This is a genomic window from Lysobacter sp. F6437, assembly GCF_052547215.1.
The window spans coordinates 1,383,729-1,404,957 of record NZ_JBQWRB010000001.1 but is presented as its reverse complement, the minus strand read 5'-3'; the positions used below and the strand labels follow the sequence as shown (position 1 = coordinate 1,404,957).

General features: G+C 63.2%; 16 protein-coding genes. 8 read left to right on the top strand and 8 right to left on the bottom strand.

Annotation, left to right across the window (positions count from 1 at the left end):
* Window positions 1-97: 97 nt before the first annotated feature.
* The 3 genes from ACT9F5_RS06575 to ACT9F5_RS06565 all read left to right on the top strand — a co-directional run bounded on the left by ACT9F5_RS06575 (window position 98) and on the right by ACT9F5_RS06565 (window position 3,179).
* Complete coding sequence (locus ACT9F5_RS06575) at window positions 98-958, top strand: glycosyltransferase (protein ID WP_445119087.1); 861 nt, start codon at window positions 98-100, stop codon at window positions 956-958.
* A gap of 173 nt (window positions 959-1,131) precedes the next feature.
* Complete coding sequence (locus ACT9F5_RS06570) at window positions 1,132-2,271, top strand: glycosyltransferase (protein WP_445119086.1); 1,140 nt, start codon at window positions 1,132-1,134, stop codon at window positions 2,269-2,271.
* The gene (locus ACT9F5_RS06565; RefSeq protein WP_445119085.1) at window positions 2,268-3,179 is read left to right on the top strand and encodes a hypothetical protein; all 912 of its coding nucleotides are present in this window, start codon (window positions 2,268-2,270) and stop codon (window positions 3,177-3,179) included. Before ACT9F5_RS06570 ends, ACT9F5_RS06565 begins: the two co-directional genes overlap by 4 nt.
* 746 nt (window positions 3,180-3,925) lie before the next feature.
* Here ACT9F5_RS06565 and ACT9F5_RS06560 read toward each other — a convergent pair.
* The 7 genes from ACT9F5_RS06560 to ACT9F5_RS06530 form a co-directional block, all read right to left on the bottom strand.
* Entirely contained in the window at window positions 3,926-4,348 is a 423-nt protein-coding gene (locus ACT9F5_RS06560; RefSeq protein ID WP_445119084.1) for a pilin, read from the bottom strand.
* Between the two features lie 87 nt (window positions 4,349-4,435).
* Complete coding sequence (locus ACT9F5_RS06555; protein ID WP_445119083.1) at window positions 4,436-6,343, bottom strand: tetratricopeptide repeat protein; 1,908 nt, start codon at window positions 6,341-6,343, stop codon at window positions 4,436-4,438.
* Window positions 6,344-6,414: 71 nt separating this feature from the next.
* Window positions 6,415-8,340 (bottom strand): hypothetical protein, encoded by a 1,926-nt coding sequence (locus ACT9F5_RS06550; protein ID WP_445119082.1) that lies wholly within the window; start codon window positions 8,338-8,340, stop codon window positions 6,415-6,417.
* A 78-nt stretch (window positions 8,341-8,418) separates the two neighbouring features.
* Window positions 8,419-8,853: a pilin gene (locus ACT9F5_RS06545; protein WP_445119081.1), complete on the bottom strand. Its 435-nt coding sequence runs from the start codon at window positions 8,851-8,853 to the stop codon at window positions 8,419-8,421.
* 249 nt (window positions 8,854-9,102) lie between these two features.
* Window positions 9,103-11,106, bottom strand: a complete 2,004-nt coding sequence (locus ACT9F5_RS06540; RefSeq protein ID WP_445119080.1) for an SGNH hydrolase domain-containing protein — start codon at window positions 11,104-11,106, stop codon at window positions 9,103-9,105.
* A 104-nt stretch (window positions 11,107-11,210) separates the two neighbouring features.
* Entirely contained in the window at window positions 11,211-12,614 is a 1,404-nt protein-coding gene (locus ACT9F5_RS06535; RefSeq protein ID WP_445119079.1) for a sigma 54-interacting transcriptional regulator, read from the bottom strand.
* A gap of 25 nt (window positions 12,615-12,639) precedes the next feature.
* Complete coding sequence (locus ACT9F5_RS06530) at window positions 12,640-14,262, bottom strand: ATP-binding protein (RefSeq protein ID WP_445119078.1); 1,623 nt, start codon at window positions 14,260-14,262, stop codon at window positions 12,640-12,642.
* A gap of 160 nt (window positions 14,263-14,422) precedes the next feature.
* Between ACT9F5_RS06530 and sucC the strand changes: the two genes are divergently transcribed.
* From sucC to ACT9F5_RS06515, 3 genes are all read left to right on the top strand, one after another.
* The gene (sucC, locus tag ACT9F5_RS06525) at window positions 14,423-15,589 is read left to right on the top strand and encodes an ADP-forming succinate--CoA ligase subunit beta (RefSeq protein WP_445119077.1); all 1,167 of its coding nucleotides are present in this window, start codon (window positions 14,423-14,425) and stop codon (window positions 15,587-15,589) included.
* 12 nt (window positions 15,590-15,601) lie between these two features.
* On the top strand, window positions 15,602-16,477 hold the full coding sequence (gene sucD / locus ACT9F5_RS06520; protein ID WP_445119076.1) for a succinate--CoA ligase subunit alpha: 876 nt from the start codon (window positions 15,602-15,604) through the stop codon (window positions 16,475-16,477).
* A 138-nt stretch (window positions 16,478-16,615) separates the two neighbouring features.
* Window positions 16,616-18,250: an NAD+ synthase gene (locus tag ACT9F5_RS06515; protein ID WP_445119075.1), complete on the top strand. Its 1,635-nt coding sequence runs from the start codon at window positions 16,616-16,618 to the stop codon at window positions 18,248-18,250.
* A gap of 156 nt (window positions 18,251-18,406) precedes the next feature.
* Here ACT9F5_RS06515 and ACT9F5_RS06510 read toward each other — a convergent pair whose 3' ends face one another.
* Window positions 18,407-19,279, bottom strand: a complete 873-nt coding sequence (locus ACT9F5_RS06510) for an outer membrane protein assembly factor BamD (RefSeq protein WP_445119074.1) — start codon at window positions 19,277-19,279, stop codon at window positions 18,407-18,409.
* A 104-nt stretch (window positions 19,280-19,383) separates the two neighbouring features.
* Between ACT9F5_RS06510 and rluD the strand changes: the two genes are divergently transcribed.
* Window positions 19,384-20,358: a 23S rRNA pseudouridine(1911/1915/1917) synthase RluD gene (rluD, locus tag ACT9F5_RS06505; protein ID WP_445119073.1), complete on the top strand. Its 975-nt coding sequence runs from the start codon at window positions 19,384-19,386 to the stop codon at window positions 20,356-20,358.
* 2 nt (window positions 20,359-20,360) lie between these two features.
* The gene (gene pgeF / locus ACT9F5_RS06500; RefSeq protein ID WP_445119072.1) at window positions 20,361-21,212 is read left to right on the top strand and encodes a peptidoglycan editing factor PgeF; all 852 of its coding nucleotides are present in this window, start codon (window positions 20,361-20,363) and stop codon (window positions 21,210-21,212) included.
* The last annotated feature ends 17 nt before the right edge of the window (window positions 21,213-21,229 follow it).

The window sequence follows — 21,229 nt, the reverse complement described above, 5'->3', positions numbered from 1 at the left end:
AGTCGACTGTACCGCAATCCCCGCCGCGCATAAGTGGTACGGCTGCACCTTTCCGCAAAGGCGTCGCTGGCCTACCCTGTGCCAAAGGGGAGGGGTGATGCGACTTTCGATAGTTCTACCGGCTAAGAACGAGGCCGCAGGTCTGGCGCGGACCCTACCCGGTCTGCGACAGCGGTACCCGGGGGCCGAGATCATTGTGGTCGATGACGGCTCGGCTGATCACACGGCGCAGATCGCAGCTGAACAGGGTGTGCGAGTCCTGTCCTCCCCATACTCGATGGGCAACGGCGCGGCGATCAAGCGCGGCGCCCGAGCTGCGGGCGGCGAGATACTGGTGTTCATGGATGCCGATGGCCAGCATGACCCTTCGAATATCGAATCTCTGTTAGATAAACTGGCCGAGGGTTACGACATGGTGGTCGGTGCTCGCGACGGTTCCGGCCAAGCCAACTTCCACCGTGGCTTCGCCAACGGGCTGTACAACCGTCTGGCTAGCTGGATGACCGGGCACAAGGTGGCCGATCTGACGTCCGGCTTCCGCGCGGTGCGGGCCGACAAGTTCCGAGAGTTCCTGCACCTGTTGCCGAATGGCTTCAGTTATCCGACTACCAGCACGATGGCATTTTTCCGCAGTGCGTACCCGGTGGCTTACGTGCCGATCTCGGTGGCGAGACGGGTGGGGAACGGTAGTCATATCCGGCTGCTGCGAGATGGGGTTCGATTCCTTTTAATTATTTTCAAAATTGCGACGTTGTACTCGCCGTTAAAGCTCTTCGTCCCTGTGAGCGCAGGGTTCTTCTGTGTGGGCTTGCTCTACTACGGGTGGACCTTCATCACTATGGGGCGGTTTACCAACATGAGCACTTTGCTGTTCAGTGCATCCGTGATTGTCTTCCTGATTGGGCTAGTGTCAGAGCAGATAACTTCGCTCACCTACACCAAGGCTGGACAAGACTGAGTTATCTGACATCGTTCTTGATCATGGATTCTGCTCATGTCGCTAGCATTCACGTGGCTTAAATTGCGTCAGCATCGGGTGGCGAGCAATGGCGGTTGGATTCTACTGCCCGTGAATGAATTTGAGCTGTGCCACCATTGTTATGAGATCCACACAAATTTAGGGTGGTCGCTGTGACGCGACAAGCGTTACTGATTGTCACGACGTCCTTTCCAATAAATGCCGATGGGAGCGAAGCAGCTGGTGGGTTTGTGGCTGACTTCGCTGATGCCATGGCACAGCATATGGCTGTTCGCGTGGTGGCACCGGGACGGCGAGTAACGTACGAGGAGAATGGCGAGCTCGCAATATGGCGGTTTAACTCTGGGAATAAACCTCTCTCGCAGCTCTCGCCTGCGAAGCCATGGCATTGGTTTTCCATTATTTCCGTACTGAGATCACTAAAACGGCAGGTTTTTGCCGCCTCTGAGGACGGAATGGTAGTTCATACGTTCGCACTGTGGGTATTGCCATCAGGATGGGCGGCACGGCAACTGCAAAAGAAGCAGGGCATCCCCTACTCGGTGTGGGCACTGGGTAGCGACATCTGGTCGCTAGGGCGAATTCCCGTGCTGAGAGCACTGTTGCGTCGTGTATGTCGAGATGCTTCTGAAGCCTATGCCGATGGGCTTGGCTTGGCCGCCGAAGCCGAAAGCGTCTGCCATCGCGAGTTCAAGTTCCTTCCCAGTTGCCGGCGTCTGGACGGCGTTCGTAGTAGCCCAGTAGCCAACGCTCCACCTTACCGGATGCTGTTTCTAGGGCGCTGGCACCGCAATAAAGGCGTTGATCTATTGCTCGATGCCCTAGATATTTTAGAGGAAGCTGATTGGGGACGTATCGAGGAGGTGCATATCGCGGGGGGCGGGCCGATGGAAGAGCTTGTTCACGCGCGGATAGGTAGCCTGAGTAGGGCTGCCCGGCCAGTGCGCGTGAGTGGATACCTTAGCCGGGATCAAGCATCCGCCGCATTGGCCAGGACAGATCGTCTACTTCTGCCATCGAGGGTCGAGAGTATTCCTGTGGTGTTTTCCGATGCGCTGGCTTACTGTGTTCCGGTTATCGCAATGCCGGTGGGGGATCTGCCTCAGCTTCTCGACTGCGGTGCAGTGGCTGAATCCGTTACGGCGGAAGCTTTCGCGGAGGCAATACGTCGGAGTTGCCGTCAAGACGGCGGGGCAAGTCGTTCAGGTATTTCTCGGCTCAAGAATATATTTGATGTTAATGCAAGTGCCAAGCGGGTAGCTGCTTCTGTATCAGCAAGGCCCCAGAGGTGAAGCGTTCTCGGTTGGCTATGGTGGGCAAGTGCTTCTTGCTCGTGCTGACGCTAGCATCCTGCGCGTATTTTGCACGTGGATTGCTCGCGTTTCCCGACTTGCTGCTTCCGACACTTTCGGAGCTAGAGCCCTTTTGGTTTGCTCTATCGCTGCTGGCCGGCATGCTTCATGTTTTTCTGTTGGGCTGGATATTGGCGTTGTTGTTAGATAAGCCGAATGTGGCTGACACGGCGGCGGTGTTTCTGGCGAGTCAGGCAGTTAAATACATACCTGGTCGCGTGTGGGGAGTCGCTGCGCAGAAGGCGTTGCTGGGGGGGGAAGCGACGTTGGGAGAGGTGGTTGGTGCGAACGTCGTCCTGACGGGGATTATTGCCGGTGGCCACGTTATGGGTGCGGCCGTGGCGTGGGGGTGGATTAAATTTGGGGGTTGGTTCTTGCCCGTCGTCGTTGCGGGATGCGTTGTAGCTGCTTGTGCTGCGATTGCTTGTTTTAAGATCATGGCCGGGTTCTGCTCCTGGCAATGGATATCTGTCTGGCAAAGACCCGGTATTTGGCGGTTGGTTGTTGTGGGGTGTTTGCTCGCCTCAGCAAGTGCCGCGATTGCATGGCTTCTGCTGCTGCGAGGTGCTCTGGGGTACGAGTGGGGGCAGGCATTAAGTCTCTACATCTCAACCAGCCTCTCTGTGATTGCGGGATTCTTCTCATTATTGCCCGCTGGCTTAGGCACGCGAGAGGCCGCCCTGGTTTGGCTGGATGGAATAACTTCGAGCGCAGCTCCCTCAGAGATCGCCGCCTACGCCGTCGTCTCTCGGGTGTGGCTGCTGGGCGTGGACGTGGTTTGCGCAGCGGCTGGTATTGCGTGGTTGGTACAACGACGGAGATATAAGTCGACTTTACGGAATCGCTAGAAATTAGCTGATCATAACGCAGTGAAATGTTTAGTCGGCCGTGATGGGTGCTTTCAATGAAAGTTATAAGGTTAACCTGGTTTGTTATTGCTTCTGCCGCGCTTCGTTTGGTGCCCCATCCTCTTTGGCGAGCTTGGTTCGTGCGTTGCCTAGGGGCTGAGGTGGGTCGAGGGGTCAGAATGCATTCCTGTAGATTCATTAACCATGAGCTCGGTTTCTCCAATCTTTCTATTGGCTCAGGTGTTTATCTCGGTCCCGATTGTCTTCTTGACCTCGCGGGTCCCCTTCAAATTGGAGAGCGCGCCACGATATCGGCTAGGTGCATCTTGATGACTCATTCAGACCCCGGGGCATCTCACGGCAATGCCCTGTCCAGCAGGTTTCCGCCAGCACGGCTTGGTTGTAGGATCGATATGGACGCTTGGATAGGCGTCGGGACCGTGATGTTGCAAGGTGCGGATGTCGGCGCACGCTCAGTTGTGGGCGCAGTGAGTCTCGTACGAGGGTCGCTTCCCCCAGATTCTGTGTGTTTTGGCCAACCGGCGCGCGTTGCGCGCCCACTTCTTTAAAAAGGTATCGTAAAGCACCCGGTTCGCGTGTAGTCGCATCAATGGATTCTGCGATATATAGGCGTCCGATAATTCAGTTTTGTAAGTTTGGACATATTTTCCGAGTCGGGAAGGATTGGCGCACGTAATGCGAGGTGTGGTCACGCGGCGGCTACGGCGCCTTGATGCATTGCCAGATTAGTTTCGGCAGGCGGACGGCAGGTACTTATCTTTAACTCCGCCGCAGTGCCAACTCAAGCTGCCATCATTGTCATTGGCGATCATTGTCATCGATTGACCGCTTATATTATAATTCGCGTCATGACCGAATAGCACTTCGATAGTCCCGGTATTATTCACAGTGACCGACTCCACATACTTTCCGATGATCGAACCTGGCTCGGCCATTCCGGCCTGTTGGTTATCGTTGGGAAATCCGCCGGTATCGGCATAGTAAAGAGCAATTGCTGTCTTGGCTCCGGTAGCCAAGCTGACGCCTTCTGCAACCTGTGCTCGGGCGACATAATCACCATAAGCTATTGAAGCGATAGCGGCGAGGATTGCGATTATGGCGACTACGATAATTAGCTCTATCAGGGTGAAGCCTTGCGCTCGATTCATGCTCCCTCCGCGGTATGTAGCGACTACTTGAGGATTCTTAACTTGTATCACGCAAGTTTTATGCCAATAGCGTGCCTCGCGGGATGGTCACTTTTCTAAACTGTGTGCTTCGTCCGCCAACACAGCTTCGAGTCGATCCATCTCGGTCAGCCAGTAGCCTTGGTGCAGCAACAGGCGCTGGTGCAGCCGTAGCATGAGCGATCTTGCGGGTGTGTCATTGACCAACGCGCGCTTGCGATACTGACGTAAATGCTCCAACCCGAAGGTAGGGCCGCATCGGGTGGCAAGCACACCTACTTGGCCGAAGACTTGGGCCGCGTGGCGCTCATGCTCGAGTCCACGATTAAACTGTTTGACCGCATATTCACAACGGCCGTCGACGGTGGCGAGCAACCCATCAAGCTGGGCCAACCGATTTTGTTCCGTAGCGTCTTGGGGTTGATGCCGATGTGCAGCGGCAACCAGTCGTGCGAGGGCGCGAACGCTCAACCCTTCGCATCGAGCAGGAGAGCCTTCGATTCTCTCGCGCATCCATTTGTGGACCATATCCTGCCCCGCGCCTGTTGCCATGATGGCAGCCTCAGCGGCATGGATCGTTTCCTCACTCACGTATCCCAACGCGCATTCTGCATCGATCAAGTTCAGGGCAAGTTGTGCCTCGTGGGGGCGGACAAGCAGCAACGGTTCCAAGCGCTTGATCGCGCGTCGCGGCTGGCCATTGGCGATCTCGTACAGCGCCGCATTGGTTTGTGCGCGCGGTGACGCTGGCAAGTGCTTGGCCCAGGTCAGGGCGAGCTGCGTCGGCGTTCCCCACAGCGCTGCCCTTGACGCAGTGAGTCCGGCCAACATAGCCAGGACTACCAAAAGTAGCGCGCTGCGAGCCATCCGAGCTTTGCCTGGGCGCGTCAAGACTATGGCCACGGGCCATCCGAGTAGCAGCGCGGGCAGATAGTTGCGGTGCTCGAAATACAGTTCCAATTGGATAGAAGAGCTTTCCAAGAGGTGGCCTGCGAAAAAGAACAGGATGCACGCGGCAAGCCCCGGCCAATTTCGCCGCATCACGATCGCAGCGATCGAAAGTGTCAGAACGATCAGTAGCGCCGATAGGGTCGTCCAAGGTTGCATAAGGCCGCGTGAGGCCGTGAAGCCGTCCGCGAACAGACCGGGCGAGTGTACGCGCGGCCATGTTAGGAGTCCCAAGTAGTCCAACAGCACGCGGGGTTGGGTTAGCAGGCGTTGGCCGACGGTCCACGGACGTCCTTGGAATGTGTCCCAGCCACTGACGCCTTTCCAGATCAGCATCGATAAGATAAAAGCCGTCGGTAGCACAAGCAAGCCGACTACGGCGACATTGAATGACCTCGACGAGATAGTGCGTCCGATGTATCGCGGGGGAGCGCGCAATACCGTCAGCTGCAGCGCGAGTAGCAAAGCCGGAAGGAGAAATCCATTGGCTTTGCTCAGGCCGGCCAACAGGCCAAACCCCCCAACTGCCACCAGCGCTAGCACCCAGCCGCGTCGAACTTCTCCGCGTTCAAACGCGTCTTGAGAATAGGTCCACAACACGATCGCGCAAAGCACAAAGGTGACGGGCAACATCGCATGGCGCTGGACGATGTAGGCAACCGTCGAAACCCACAACGGATGCGTTGCCCACAGCGCAGCCCCGCCCAGCGCCGCCCAGCGCGCGTGGTGCTGCTCTAGATGGCGAAGTCCCAGCCGATACAAAACCGCTACCAACAGCAGGCTATTGGCCGTGTGGATCAATAAGTTCGTGCGCCTGAATGGAGCGGGGTCTGCAGGCCAGTCGCGGCTGTCGAGCAGGAAGCTCAGCATGGACACTGGCCTGCCTGTCGGATCGGCGATGCCGGAAGTCAGGTAGCGCAGCAGGCTGGGGCCATCGATGATGGGGCCATAACGTCCAATGGCTGGGAGGTTGGCGTAGTCATCGAAAAGAAATGCGCCGGAAAGCGAGGTCCAGTAGATGCCGATCACCACAGTCGCCAGAAGGCCGGCAATCAAATGAAAGGAGTGTCGGACAATGGTCGAAGGGCGGTGCATGGACGCTAGTGGAACAGGTGTATGGGGGGGCTGGTGGAGTTCAAGGCTTCCAGTTCGTCGAGGGCGGCGTCCAAATGTCCGTCATAGTTCGCGGCCCGTAATTGCGCGGCCATCTGATCGGCCGTTGCCTGGTTCGACGGGACGGGCGATGTCCGAAGTACCTTGGCAAAGCTGACCGCGATCTTGGTGCTTGACGGCTCGAGTCGGTGCGCTTCGCGCAACAACTCGATGGATAGCGAAATATCGCCCAACGCATTAAATGAGTAGTTGGCGTAAATCGCATACAGCTCGGCAGCCGACGGGTATTTCTCAATCAAAGCCGCGAACGTATGGATCATTTGTTTATCGTCGAACTGACAGCGCTGCTCTATGCGGCAAATGACGACGGGGTATATGGCGGAAGCAACATCCGGTCCGGGTCGCTTGCGGGCCGTGAGTTTTGCCCTGAAGGCATCCCAGAGTTCGGTTGATATAGGCTGGCCACGGCGACCATCCATGATGATCAATGCATGTTCGCCCATTGCTCCGCTTCCGCGAAGCTTTGCAACGTGCTCGAATTCCCGGTGGGCCATCGACCATTGCGCGGACTGGGTGTCGCTACCGGCGTTGCGCAGCAGCAATTTTGCGAGCGCATAGGTCGCACGGGGGGATTCGATATTTCGAGTGGCCAATGCGACGGTCAGTCGATCAGGGTTACCCCAAGTGTGCGTCTGGATCACGCACAGGACGCCTAAGAGCAGCACCGGCAGAACCGTGATGATGCGGGAAGCGGCCCGGTTCAATTGGGTCCCGAGCCACGTTAGCGGCGTCATTGCGGCTAGCAGTACGCCCAACAATGCCAAGTAATTACGGTGCTCGAACGCAAGCTCAAGCGGAACGACGTTGCTGGTTAGCGCGTGTGATAAGAAGAACCAGCCAATGCCGAGGCTGACTAGCGGCCACCGCCGCCAAGTCATCCCTGCAGTGGTAAGCAATGTCAGCAACAGAGCAGCACCGATTGCGGTTGCGGGAGGGCTAAAGAGGCCCGTGGAGATTGGAAGGTGGTCGTAATAGAACAGCAGGTTGTTGGGAACGGGCCAAGCGATCTGCTTCAGATACATCACCAACACCGGAAGCTGGGTGAGCAGGCGTTCGGACAGGCTGAAGTCACGAGTGGCGTAAGCTTCGGCGGCTAGGTAATGCGGCAGGATCACGCCTGCGAACATCGCTAGCGCCAAGCCCCCTGCAACGACGTAGCCAGTCACCCATTTGGTTGAGCGCGCGCCGTCTTGACCTGCGAAGTGGAGTACGCATATTTCGATCAGTAATGCGAAGCCCGGCGCCAGAAGCGCGGACTCCTTGAATCCGAGTCCGGCCACAGCCACAAACGCGCTCGTTAGCAGCCATGGCCAGGCGAGCGTCCCAGAAATCTGATTGCGGCGCCCCCGCAGGTAGGCGAGCAACGACAGTAGAACGCATGTGGCTGCTGCGATCTCCATGCGTTGAATCGCGTAGAGAACGGTAGAGGCCTGCAAGGGATGCACCGCCCACGCCAGTGCTATCAACATGGCTGCGAAGCGGCTGTGGTGTTGCTCACCTCGCGCGTAAGCGATTTGGAGGAGCAGTTGCCGACACAGGCAGTAGATCAGGGCCGTATTGACCAGGTGCAGGCCGAGGTTGGTCAGCTTGAGCCAGAACGGATCGGTTCCGGTGAAATAGTGGTTTGCCGCAAATGTCGCCAAGGCAAGCGGACGGCCCAGAAAGCCCGAACGGCCGTGGCTGATTGCCCGTCGCCACTGGTCCAAATCCATCGAGGTAACCCGCCAGTGCGAGTCCGTTACAAGATTTGGAAAGTCGTCAAAGATGAAGCCACCCGACAGCCCTGGCCAATAAATGGCCAGGATCGAAGCAGCCAGCGCAACAACAAGAATCAGGTAGCGCGACAGAGGCATGGCGCGATTTGACTCAGATGACCGAAAAAGAAGAAGGGCCGCACATAGCGGCCCTTCTTTTACAAATTCATCTAACGCTTAGCGGCAGCTGCTCGGCAGATATTTCGCATCAAGCGCGGTGGCGCCCGCCTTGCAGTTCCACGAAATCGCACCGCCTTCGTCAACGGGCGAAAGAACGAGCATATCGCCGGCGACCTTGGAACTGGCTTGGTTGCCCATGGTTGCGGTGATGATGCCGCCGGCGACGGCTACCTGGGTCACATAGTCACCGGTGATCGAGGCTGCCGAAGCAAGGCCGGCAGTGGTGTTGGTGATCGAAGCAAAGGAGCCAACATTGGCGTACTGCTCAGACACCGCAGTCTTGGCTCCCGAGGACAAGCTCATCGCTTCGGTGACCTGCGAACGAGCCACGTAGTCCTGATAAGCCGGCAGCGCAATAGCGGCCAAGATGGCGATGATCGCAACAACGATCATCAGCTCGATGAGGGTGAAGCCTTGCTGGTTGTTCTTCATGGTGTTTCCCCTAGGAGTGATTGTTACTTCACGTACCTGCAGGTCCGGCTGTTCCGGTCCGTCGGCGTTGCCGTGCATGCTGCACGTGCATGGAAAGAGTACGCAGGACGCGTGCCAAGTCCAGAGGAATGAGGCGTCCGTATCAGCCCAGTGTCTAAAGTGAAGAGCGGGTCACGCTTGGTTAGGGGGTGCAATTGAAGAGGGTGACGAAAAACGTCGGTTCGCCTGCTGGTGGCCTGACAATTTGCGTCACTTTGTGGACTGGGCTTCCGCTGTGGGTATCGTGCCTGCCTCTCTAGTGGATCCCTTCAGGTTGAGTAGAGCAGCCAGACGCGGTGCAAGAGATGCGGCAAAGGAGGCGTTCAAATGCTGGTTGTCCCGATAGGTCAGCATGCCGTCGATCTGCGCGCGGCAAACTCCTCCAGGACAGACCGCGTCGGTCAAATCAATAACCAGCGCGTTGGGCTGCGCCATGGCAGCTTCAGATAGCCAAGTGAACACCCGGCTCGATGCTTCGGTTCGTGCATTTGCGGTGCATAAGCCGTCACCGGCAAACCATTCGTGCAGGCGGCCGCGCTCGGTGAGGCAGGCAGGCGCGCTGAATGGCAGTACAGGCGTGGCACGCAGGACATATACCTGTCGCGCTGCTGCAGTTAGCCGTGCCAATACCGAGCGCGTACCGTCCCGCCACTGTTGCTCGCTGTAGTTGTAAGTGGAGGTCGAGCCGATGATCACCAACTCGGGGTTGATCGACCCAATCGTGGCGAGCGCCTCGTCGCGCCATTGGGCGCACTCGGTGTATTCGCGGCCAATCCGAGGATAGAAGATTGGCGCATCCACCATGGGACACGCGGATTTCGTGATCACCAGCAGGCGCCACTGGGGGTGCCGGAAGATCTCGGCGAACGCGGGAAACCACTGCAGGCCGATGCTGTCACCCATCAGCACGGCGGTTCGAGGGGCTTTGTCGTCGCCGAAGCTGCAAACCCTGACTTCGGCACTGTGGAACCAGTCATCGCATCCCATCGAATAGATCACCGGGACGGTGATGCGTGCCGAGGCTGTATCGTTCTCGTCAGCCCAATCGGACGCGCTGTTGTGCCAACGCAGTGCCAGTGAACTCGCCAGCAGCATGACACCAGTCGACGCCAACACCGTGAGGCCGGGACGACTGAGCAGGCGTTGGTTGTGCCGAATGGGAGCCTCAACCACCCAGTACGATGCAGAGGCCAATACGGCCGAGATGGCCACGAGTAGCAACCTGTTCCAGCCATTGTCCATATCCAACACCGCTGCGCCGAGCAGCAGAACCGGCCAATGCCAGAGGTACCAGGAGTAGGACCCTCGACCGACGGCCTGGAGCACCCGATGGGTAAGTGCGTGAGAAACGCCGGACTGGACGCCGACTCTGCCAGCAGCGATCACCAACGCAGCGCCCAACGATGGAGCGAGGGCCCAGAGGCCCGGGTACTGCTGGTCGCTGCCCAGCAACAGCGCACTGGCCAGCAGCAGTGCCAAGCCCAGTCCCGCCACCCATGGTGGCAACCGTTGCTTCGCTTCACTGAAATACAGGAAAACCAACGCACCCAATGCGAACTGCCATGCACGAGTTGGCATCAGGTAGAAGGCGTGGCTCGGCACTGATTGGGTGAGCGCTACGCAAGCGATAAAGCTCACGATGGCGGTAGCCAGCAGCCATCGGCTGAGCTTGGGGTTTGCAGCCGCGGTTGAAGTACCGGCGCCCAGCGATGCCAAGCCGAGGAGTGCCGGCCAAACCAGGTAGAACTGCTCTTCCACTCCCAGAGACCAAGTGTGCAGGAACAGATTGGCATCGGCGCCGGCTCCGAAGTAATCGAGTTCGGAAAAGGCGAAGTACAGGTTGCTGATCCATAGCGATGCCGACACCGCAGCCAAGCCTTGGGCTGGCCTGTCAGCAGGGGCAAGCAACAGCTCGCCCAGTACGCTGGCACACGCGACCATCAGCAGCAGCGCTGGCAGCAGCCGACGCACGCGACGCGCGTAGAAAGCGAGCAGGTCGACCTTGCCGGTGAGTTGCCGCTCGCGCACCAGCAGCCCGGTGATCAGGAACCCCGAGAGGACGAAAAACACATCGACGCCGACAAAGCCGCCAGCAAAGCCCGGGACCTTGGCGTGGGCCGCAACCACCAGCGCGATTGCCACCGCCCTCAAGCCTTCAAGGTCGGCCCGGAAGGCGAGCCGTGGCTGGTCAATAGTCGCGGGCGATTGATTCATTGAAGCGCGGTCCGCGAGTATGAGTATTCAGTTCGGCATCGCGGCATTCAGCGAGTAGGGTCTCTGATGCCAAAAACGGGAGGGCTGTGCGCCGTGCGTCCGCCTCAGTCGATCCCCAGCTTCTTCAACTTGTACCGCAGCGCCCGGAACGTAATGCCCAGTGCCGCCGCGGTACGCGTCTTGTTGTAGCGGTTCTCCTGCAGGGCGTGCTGGATGGCGGCGCGCTCGATCTCCTCTATGTACGAGGGCAGGGCGCTGGTGGCGGTGTCGCGCGGGTCGACGGTGCGCGGGTCGATGCCGGCGGCTGCGGCGCTGGCCTGCGGGGTGCGGGGCACCACCGACGCGGCGGCGCCCTGCGACTTCGGCAAGCACAGGTCGTCGGCGTCGAGGCATTCGCCCTCGGCCAGTGCCAGGGCGCGTTCGAGGATGTTCTCCAGTTCGCGCACGTTGCCGGGGAACGGGTAGCCCTGCAGTGCCTCGAGGGCGTCGTCGCACAGGCGCGGGGCGTCGCGGCCGAGGCCGGCGGCGAGGCGCTCGAGGATCTTCTGCGACAGGCCCGGCAGGTCTTCCAGCCGCTCGCGCAGCGGCGGCACGCGCAGTTCGATGACGTTGATGCGGTAGTAGAGGTCCTGGCGGAAGCGGCCGTCGGCCACCATCGGCGCGAGGTCCTTGTGGGTCGCCGAGAGGATGCGCACGTCCACCACGACTTCGGCATTCGCGCCGACCGGCTTGATCGACTTTTCCTGGATCGCGCGCAGCAGCTTGACCTGCATCGCCAGCGGCAGTTCGGCAACCTCGTCGAGGAACAGGGTGCCGCCGTCGGCGGTCTGGAACAGGCCGGGCTTGTCGGCGTGGGCGCCGGTGAAGCTGCCCTTCTTGTGGCCGAAGAACTCGCTCTCCATCAGCTCCGACGGGATCGCGCCGCAGTTGACCGGCACGAACGGCCCGGTGGCGCGGCCGCCCTCGGCGTGGATGGTGCGGGCGACCAGTTCCTTGCCGACGCCGGACTCGCCGGCGATGTAGACGGGGGCCTGGCTGCGGGCAACCTTGGCGATGGTCTGGCGCAGGCTGGTCATCGCCGGGGAGTCGCCGTACAGGCGCGAGGCGACGGTGTCGGCGGCGGTCTTGCTGCCGGCTTCGTTGAGCTCCAGCGCGTGGCGGACCAAGTCGCGCAGCACGGCCAGTTCGACCGGTTTGGCGACGAAGTCGAACGCGCCGGCCTTGAGCGCCTCGACCGCGGCCTCGACGTTGCCGAAGGCGGTGATCATGGCGACCGGGGTGTTGGGGTGCAACTGGGTGATCTCGGCGATCAGATCGATGCCCGAGCCGTCCGGCAGCCGCATGTCGGTCAGGCACAGGTCGTACTGGTTGCGCGACAGGTGGGCGCGCGCATCGGCCAGGCTCGACGCGGTGTCGCACCGCAAGCCCATCCGTCCCAATGTCATGACCAGCAACTCGCGGATGTCGCGCTCGTCGTCGACCACCAGTGCACTTCGTGTTTCAGCCATCCGACCCTCCGATATCCCGGCCATCTTAAAGCTTTTCGGGGTCACGGCTGCGGCCCTTGAGGGTCGAGCCCGCAAGGCGGATGCGGAAACAACTGCCGCCGGCCGGCAGCGGGACGTAGTCGAGCGAGGCCTGGTTGGCGCGGCACAGCTCGCGGGCGATATACAGGCCCAGGCCGGTGCCATGGCCGGAGGTGGTGAAGAACGGCCGGAACAGCTGCTGGGCGACCCGTTCGGCGATGCCGGGGCCGCGGTCGACCACGTCGACGATCGGCTGGTCGTGGTTGTCGAGGTGGACGTGGATGCCGACCCGGGCGGGCTCGCCGGGCATCCGGCCGTAGATCAATGCGTTGTGGACCAGCACGGTCAGCACCTGGTGCAACTGGCGCGGGTCGATCATGGTGGGGATGCGCGGCTGGCTGGCGGTGGCGCGCAGGCTGTCGTCCTCGAGCGGATGGCCGGCGCGGTAGTCGTCGACGAAGTGGCGGGTCAGGGCGACCAGTTCGACGTGCTCGGGCTTGGCCGGTTCGCGCCGGGCCAGGCCGAGCACGTTCTCGACGATGCCGTTCATGCGCACGCCCTGCTGGCGGATGATCTCCAGCAGGCGGCGGTCGGCGGTGGCGACGTCGTCGGACTCCTCCAGCAACTGCACCGCGTAGTTGATCGCCGCCAGCGGGTTGCGGATCTCGTGCGCGAGGCTGGCCGAGAACCGGCCCAGCGTGGCAAGGGTCATCGACTCGGCGCGGCGCGAGACCAGCGAGGTGTCGTCGAGGAACACCAGGGTCTGGTCGCTGCCGGCCAGCAGGCGGGTGAAGCGCGGCACGACCTCGGGCTGGTCGGAGGCGATCTGCAGCGGGGTCTCGTCGGCCTTGCCGTCCACCCGCCACGCGGTCAGGCGGCGGGCCAGCTCCGGCAGCGCGACGCCGATGTCGCGGTGGCCTTCGCCGGCGTCGCCCAGCAGCAGGATCGCGGCCTCGTTGGCCAGCCGCACCTGGTCGTGGCCGTCGACCAGCAGCACGCCGGTGCGCAGGCGCCGGATGATCAGTTCGTTGACCTCGGTCAGGTGCGCGGTCTCGACCCCGCGCCGCGCGGCCAGGTCGTGGCTGGCGCGCATCTGGCGGCCGAGGATGCTGGTCAGGGTGGCGATGGCGAGATAGCCGACCGAGAACATCAGCGGCTCGGCCAGCATCCGCGGGCTTTCGTCGACCGCGGTGCTCCAGAAGTACTCCACCATGATCCCGACGACGGCGGCCATCGCCGCGCCGAGGCCGTAGCGCGCCGGCAGCAGCAGCGCGGCGGCGCCGACGTTGAACATCAGCATCAGCGCGATGCCGGTGCCGGCGACCGGGATCGCGTGGATCGCCAGCAGGCCGAAGAACAGGTCGGTGGCGATGCCGGCCATCGCGTTGCCACGCAGCTCGCCGCGGCGCCCGAACAGGAACAGCAACGCCGACAGGAACAGGTAGGACAGCGCCACCGTCCGCGCCAGCAGGTCGTGCCGCGGCGGGCCGATCATGTCGGCGACCGGGCCGAACACCACCAGCACCAGCATCGACGCCTCGAGCAGCCGGTACAGCGTGTAGAAGTACAACTCCCGGCGCAGCGCGCTGTCGGCGTCGTCGACCTCGATGGCGGCGATGGCTGTCGGCAAAGCGATGTATCCCCGGTGTGTCCCCGCCCGAGTATAGGCGCGTCCCGGGCCACATTTTGCCCGGCCCGCCCCGATCGGCGACAATGCCCGGCCCCCTCGCGCCCGCGCCGTCCATCGGTCGCCTCCGCGTGGGATGTCTTCAACTCCCCTCGGATGACGCATGAATTTTCACGAATACCAGGCAAAGCAGCTCTTTGCCGACTACGGCATCGCGGTGCCGGCCGGGCGCATCGCGCGCACTCCCGAAGAAGCGGTCGAAGCGGCCAAGTCGATCCCCGGTGACCTCTGGGTGGTCAAGGCCCAGATCCACGCCGGTGGCCGCGGCAAGGCCGGCGGCGTCAAGCTGGCGAAGAACTTCGACGAGGTCCGGCAGTACGCCGCGGCGATGCTTGGCACGAAGATGGAGACCTACCAGTCGGCCGGCGTGGCACTGCCGATCGACACCGTGCTGATCTCCGAAGGCACCGACATCGACAAGGAACTGTACCTGTCGGTGCTGGTCGACCGTGGCACCCAGTCGATCACCTTCATCGCCTCGGCCGAGGGTGGCGTCGACATCGAGACCGTCGCCGCCGAGAACCCCGACGCGATCAAGACCATCAACGTCAACTACGTGCAGGGCCTGCAGCCGTACCAGTGCCGTGAGCTGGGCTTCTCGCTGGGCCTGACCGGCAAGCAGACCAACCAGCTGAGCAAGATCATGCTGGGCCTGTACAAGCTGTTCAACGAGAAGGACCTGGCGCTGGTGGAGTTGAACCCGCTGGCGATCCTGACCAACGGCAACCTCGCCGTGCTCGACGGCAAGGTCAATTCCGACGACAACGCCTCGTTCCGCCACGCCGATCTGGTTTCCATGCGCGACATCCGCCAGGAAGACGAGACCGAGGTCGCCGCGAGCCAGCACGACCTCAACTACGTGACGATGGACGGCAACATCGGCTGCATGGTCAACGGCGCCGGCCTGGCGATGGCGACCATGGACGTGATCAAGCTCAACGGCGGCGAGCCGGCGAACTTCCTCGACGTCGGCGGTGGTGCCACCAAGGAGCGCGTGACCGAGGCGTTCAAGCTGATCCTGTCGAGCGACAAGGTCGAGGCGATCTTCGTCAACATCTTCGGCGGCATCGTCCGCTGCGACATGATCGCCGAGGGCATCATCGCCGCGGTCAAGGAAGTCGACGTCAAGGTGCCGGTGATCGTGCGCCTGGCCGGCACCAACGTCGAAGCCGGCAAGGAACTGCTGAAGAATTCCGGCCTGGCGATCACGCCGGCCGACGACATCAACGATGGCGCCAAGAAGGCGGTTGCCGCCGTCTCGGGCAAGTGAGGCGGAGCTGACATGAGCGTTTTGATCAACAAGAACACCAAGGTGATCGTGCAGGGCTTCACCGGCACCCAGGGCACCTTCCACGCCGAGCAGATGCTCGACTACGGCACCAAGGTCGTGGGCGGCGTGACCCCGGGCAAGGGCGGCACCGAGCACCTCGGCCTGCCGGTCTTCAACACCGTCGCCGATGCGGTCGACGACACCGGCGCCGATGCGTCGGTGATCTACGTGCCGCCGGCGTTCGCGGCCGACGCGATCCTGGAAGCGGCCGACGCCGGCATCCGGGTCATCGTCTGCATCACCGAGGGCATCCCGGTGCTCGACATGCTGCGGGTCAACAACACCCTGCAGGGTTACGACGACGTGGTCCTGATCGGGCCGAACTGCCCCGGCGTGATCACCCCCGGCGAGTGCAAGATCGGCATCATGCCGGGCCACATCCACACCGTCGGCAAGGTCGGCATCGTGTCGCGCTCGGGCACCCTGACCTATGAAGCGGTCAAGCAGACCACCGACGCCGGCCTCGGCCAGTCGACCGTCATCGGTATTGGCGGCGACCCGATCCATGGCCTGGACTTCATCGACTGCCTGAAGCTGTTCCAGGACGACCCGCAGACCGAGGGCATCATCATGGTCGGCGAGATCGGCGGTTCGGCCGAAGAGGAAGCGTCGGAGTTCATCGCCGAGTACGTGACCAAGCCGGTGGTCGGCTTCATCGCGGGTGCCAGTGCCCCCAAGGGCAAGCGCATGGGCCACGCCGGCGCGATCGCGTCGGGCGGGCAGGGCACCGCCGAAGGCAAGTTCGCCGCGATGGAGAAGGCCGGCGTGACCACGGTGAAGTCGCCCGGCGACCTCGGCGTGGCGATCGCGAAGCGGCTGGCGAAGTAAGCCCGCTGCAGCGTCGTGAAAAAGGCCACCTCCGGGTGGCCTTTTTCGTTGTGGCGTCCACGGCCGGTGCCTTCACGGGGCGCGCCGTACCGTGGGCATTCTGGAACAATGTCCGCTCGGAACCCAAAAGACACCGCCATGAGCCAGCCCATCCGCATCGCCCTTGCCCAGTTCGATTTTCCGGTCGGCGCCGTGTTCGACAATGCCGAGCGGATCATCGAGTTCATTGCCGAGGCGCGTGACGAGTGTGGTGCCGATCTGGTGCTGTTTCCCGAGCTTGCGCTCAGCGGCTATCCGCCGGAGGACTTGTTGTTGCGGCCGGGATTCCTGCACGACTGCCACCGGGCGATGGAGCGCGTCGCCGCGGCCGCCACCGGCATCACCGCCATTGTTGGTTGGCCGGAGTCGCATGGCCCGGTGGTCTACAACGCGGCCAGCATCCTGCGCGACGGGCGGATCGAGCGGACCTACCGCAAGCGCGAGTTGCCCAACTACGCGGTGTTCGACGAGCGCCGCTACTTCGTGGTCGATCCCGATGGTGGCGATTGCGTGTTCGAGGTCAACGGCGTGCGCTGCGGGGTGCTGGTCTGCGAGGACATGTGGTTCGCCGAGCCGCTGCACACCACGGTGGAGGCCGGCGCCGAGCTGATCCTGTCGATCAACGCCTCGCCGTTCGAGCGTGACAAGCACGCGCGCCGCGATGCGCTGCTGGAGGATGCGACGCGCCGGTTCGGCGTATCGATCGCCTACGTCAATTGCGTTGGCGGGCAGGATGCGGTGGTGTTCGATGGCGGCTCGCTGGTGGCCGACGGCGACGGCACCGTGCGCCCGGCTGCGGCGGCGTTCACCGAACAGATGCTGGTGGTCGACTTCGATCCGGAGACGCGTGGCTTCCGCGCGGTGGAGTGGATGGAGGACGGCGACGAGAGCCGGGATGCGCTGGCCTGGCGCGCGGTGGTGCGCGGCACCCGCGACTATGCGCTCAAGAACGGTTTCAGGAAGGCGTGGCTGGGGTTGTCGGGCGGGCTGGATTCGGCGGTTTGCCTGGCGATCGCGGTCGATGCACTGGGTGCGGAAAACATCACCGCGGTGGCGATGCCGTCGCGCTATACCGCAGCCATGTCCAACGACCTCGCCGCCGAGCAGTGCGCCGAGCAGGGCGTGCGGTTGCTGACGCTGCCGATCGAGAAGCCGTTCCAGGGCTACCTCGACACCCTCGCCGAACTGTTCGAGGGCGAACCGGTCGACACCACCGAGGAGAACCTGCAGTCGCGCACCCGCGGCGCGATGCTGATGGCGCTGACCAACAAGTTCCACGGCCTGCTGCTGACCACCGGCAACAAGAGCGAGTACGCGGTTGGTTACGCGACGATCTACGGCGACATGGCCGGCGGCTATGCGCCGCTGAAGGACCTGTACAAGACCGAAGTCTACGAGCTCGCGCGCTGGCGCAACACGGTCGGCGACCCGGTGATCCCGGTCGGCGTGATCGAGCGGCCGCCGTCGGCAGAACTGCGCGCCGACCAGAAGGACCAGGACTCGTTGCCGCCGTACGACGTGCTCGACGCGATCCTGGCGCGTTACATCGACCTGGAGCAGTCGCGCGAGGAGATCACCGCCGCCGGCTTCGCGGCCGACACCGTCGACCGGGTGCTGCACCTGGTACGGATCAGCGAGTGGAAGCGGCACCAGGCCGCGCCGGGGCCGAAGGTGTCGCGGCGGGCATTCGGCCGCGAGCGCCGGTACCCGATCAGCAACGGGTACAAGGGCTAGGGAGGGTTTGTAGTAGCGGCTTTAGCCGCGATCGGGAGTGGGCATGGCCACACGATTCCCGATCGCGGCTAAAGCCGCTACTACAACGGCATCGGATCGACGGGCAAAAAAAACGCCGCCCGGAGGCGGCGTCTTTTATCTGGTCCGAATGATCGGCTACTCGTCGTTATCCAGCGCCGACTTGTCGCCCGCGAACGGGTTGAGCTTGCGGAAGATGGTCGGGTAGTCCGGCCAGTCGCCGGAGAGGAAGGGGTGGTCCGGCTCGTTCTGTTCCAGCACGCGGCGGGCGTCGGCGGCGAGCTGCTCGTTGCCCAGTCCGTCGTAGGCTGCCGCCATGGTGGCGACGGCATCGTTCTGGTACTGGCTCTGCGGGTAGGTTTCCAGCAGGTAGGTTGCGCGGTCGGCGGCGGCGACGTAGGCGGTGCGGCGCAGGTAGTACAGCGCGGTTTCCAGTTCGTGGCGGGCGAACAGGTCGCGCAGCGTCGCCATCCGCAGGCGCGCGTCGGCGGCATAGCGGCTGTTGGGGTAGCGGTCGGTCACGATCGCGAAGTCGTTGTAGGCCTGCATCGGCGTGGCCAGGTCGCGGCGACTGGCGTCCAGGTGCCAGACCTTCTGCAGGAATACGGTGTCGCGGCTGGAGTTCACCAGCCCGCGCAGGTAGTACATGTACGACGCCATGCGGTGGGTCGGGTAGGTGCGCAGGAAGCGGTCGATGCTGCTGATCGCCTCCTCGTGCTTGCCCGACTTGTACTGCGCGTAGGCGGTCTCGACCAGCGCCTGCTCGGTGTAGGGACCGTAGGGGTACTGCGCCACGAGCCGCTTGAAGGTGGTGGCGGCGTCGGCCCAGTTGCCGCGGGTCATCGAGGTGTGGGCCTTGTCGTACAGCTCCTCGACCGGCACCCCCTCGTTGGCGTCCTCGTCCTTGAACATCTTGCCAAAGCGGGCGCAGCCGCTGGCGAAGAGGGCGAGGGTCAGCAGCAGGATGACGGTGCGCGCGACAGGGTGCCGCGGGGCGAAGCGATGGGTCATGGTCGAAGTCAACGGGCGCCGGGGGCACGAAGCGCCGATAATAGCAGTCCCACGCCCCGCGCCCTTAACCGCGCCCCATTGGCGTCCAGACCCCCAAAGCCCCCATGACCGAACCCGCCGTCGACCTCCACGCCGTGATTCCCGAGACCGCCGCCGGTCGCCGCTTCGATGCGGTGCTGGCCGAGCTGTTCCCGGACTACTCGCGCTCCCGGCTGTCGGCCTGGATCAAGTCCGGCGACGCTTTGCTGGATGGCCAGCAGGTGCGCCCGCGCGACCCGGTCCGCGGCGGCGAGGCGGTCAGCCTGAGCGTGGTGCTGGACGTGCAGACCCGTTCGGAGCCGGAGGATATCGCGTTGGACGTGCTGTTCGAGGACGAGCACGTGATCGTGATCGACAAGCCGGCCGGGCTGGTGGTGCATCCCGGCGCGGGCAACCCGACCGGCACCCTGGTCAACGCCCTGCTGCATCGCGACCCGGACCTGAACGCGCTGCCGCGCGCCGGCATCGTGCACAGGCTCGACAAGGACACGTCGGGAGTCATGGTGGTCGCCCGCACGCTGGTCGCCCACACCGCCCTGGTCGCCCAGTTGTCGGCGCGCGACGTGCACCGGCAGTACCTGGCGGTGGTGTCCGGGGCGCTGGTGTCGGGCGGTACCGCCAACGCCGCGATCGACCGCCACCCGCGCGACCGCATCCGCATGGCGGTGCGCGAGGACGGCCGCGACGCGATCACCCACTACCGCCTGCGCGAGCGCTTCCGCGCCCACACCCTGCTGGAATGCCGGCTCGAAACCGGCCGCACCCACCAGATCCGCGTCCACATGGCGCACCTGAAGCATCCGATCATCGGCGACAGGTTGTACGGCGGATCGTTGAAGCTTCCGCGCGGCGCGACCGACGAACTGGTCGCCGCGTTGCGCGGATTCAAGCGGCAGGCGCTGCACGCGGAGACGCTGGAGTTCATGCACCCGGCCAGCGGCGAGCCGGTGCGCTGCAGCGCACCGATGCCGGCCGACATGCAGGCATTGGTGAAGGCGCTGCAGGACGACAGCCGCGCGTTCGCGGAACGGAATCGCTGACGATGGCACCCGCGCTGCTGCCGGCCGACTGGCCCGCGCCGCGCGGGGTACATGGTTTCACCACCCTGCGGCACGGTGCCGGGGTGTCGGAGGCGCCGTTCGACCACTTCAACATGGGCTCGCGCTGCGGTGACGCGGCCGAAGCGGTGGCGCGCAACCGGGCGGAGCTGGTCGAGGTCGGCGGATTGCCGTCGGCGCCGGTGTGGCTGCGGCAGGTGCATGGGACCGGGGTGTTTCGCGCTGGCGCGCGCCCTCATCCGCCCTTCGGGCACCTTCTCCCGCAAGCGGGAGAAGGGAAAGCAGTGCTCCCTCTCCCGCTTGCGGGAGAGGGTCGGGGTGGGGGCGCGAGCGGCAGCGAGCCGGAAGCCGATGCAGCAGTCACTTCCACTCCCGGCACCGTCCTCGCCATCCTCACCGCCGACTGCCTGCCGGTGCTGTTCTGTGCCGACGACGGAAGCGAAGTCGGCGCCGCGCATGCGGGCTGGCGTGGGTTGGCGGCCGGTGTGCTCGAAGCCACGGTGGCCGCGATGCGGACCCCGCCGGAGCGGCTGTTGGCGTGGCTCGGCCCGGCGGCGGGACCCGCGAGTTACGAGGTCGGAGTCGAGGTCTACGACGGCTTCGTCGCGCAGGACTGGTCCGCCGGCAGCGCATTCACCAGCACCCGGCCGCACCATTGGCGGGTCGACCTGTACGCGCTCGCGCGACGGTGGCTGGAACGCGCCGGGATCGGCGCCGGCAACGTCCACGGCGGCGGGCTGGACACGATCGGCGATCCCGGCCGGTTCTACTCGCACCGCCGCGACCAGCGCACCGGACGGATGGCGAGCGTGATCTGGATCGATCCCGCGGGGTAACCGGCATTCACCACCAC

What these genes read in the sequence shown, in the direction of transcription:
- ACT9F5_RS06515 (WP_445119075.1), top strand. Translation starts at nt 16,616, where the DNA reads ATGAGCCAGCCCATCCGCATCGCCCTTGCCCAGTTCGATTTTCCGGTC.
- ACT9F5_RS06545 (WP_445119081.1), bottom strand. Translation starts at nt 8,853, where the DNA reads ATGAAGAACAACCAGCAAGGCTTCACCCTCATCGAGCTGATGATCGTT.
- ACT9F5_RS06560 (WP_445119084.1), bottom strand. Translation starts at nt 4,348, where the DNA reads ATGAATCGAGCGCAAGGCTTCACCCTGATAGAGCTAATTATCGTAGTC.
- pgeF (WP_445119072.1), top strand. Translation starts at nt 20,361, where the DNA reads ATGGCACCCGCGCTGCTGCCGGCCGACTGGCCCGCGCCGCGCGGGGTA.
- ACT9F5_RS06550 (WP_445119082.1), bottom strand. Translation starts at nt 8,340, where the DNA reads ATGCCTCTGTCGCGCTACCTGATTCTTGTTGTTGCGCTGGCTGCTTCG.
- rluD (WP_445119073.1), top strand. Translation starts at nt 19,384, where the DNA reads ATGACCGAACCCGCCGTCGACCTCCACGCCGTGATTCCCGAGACCGCC.
- ACT9F5_RS06540 (WP_445119080.1), bottom strand. Translation starts at nt 11,106, where the DNA reads ATGAATCAATCGCCCGCGACTATTGACCAGCCACGGCTCGCCTTCCGG.
- ACT9F5_RS06575 (WP_445119087.1), top strand. Translation starts at nt 98, where the DNA reads ATGCGACTTTCGATAGTTCTACCGGCTAAGAACGAGGCCGCAGGTCTG.
- ACT9F5_RS06535 (WP_445119079.1), bottom strand. Translation starts at nt 12,614, where the DNA reads ATGGCTGAAACACGAAGTGCACTGGTGGTCGACGACGAGCGCGACATC.
- ACT9F5_RS06510 (WP_445119074.1), bottom strand. Translation starts at nt 19,279, where the DNA reads ATGACCCATCGCTTCGCCCCGCGGCACCCTGTCGCGCGCACCGTCATC.
- sucD (WP_445119076.1), top strand. Translation starts at nt 15,602, where the DNA reads ATGAGCGTTTTGATCAACAAGAACACCAAGGTGATCGTGCAGGGCTTC.
- sucC (WP_445119077.1), top strand. Translation starts at nt 14,423, where the DNA reads ATGAATTTTCACGAATACCAGGCAAAGCAGCTCTTTGCCGACTACGGC.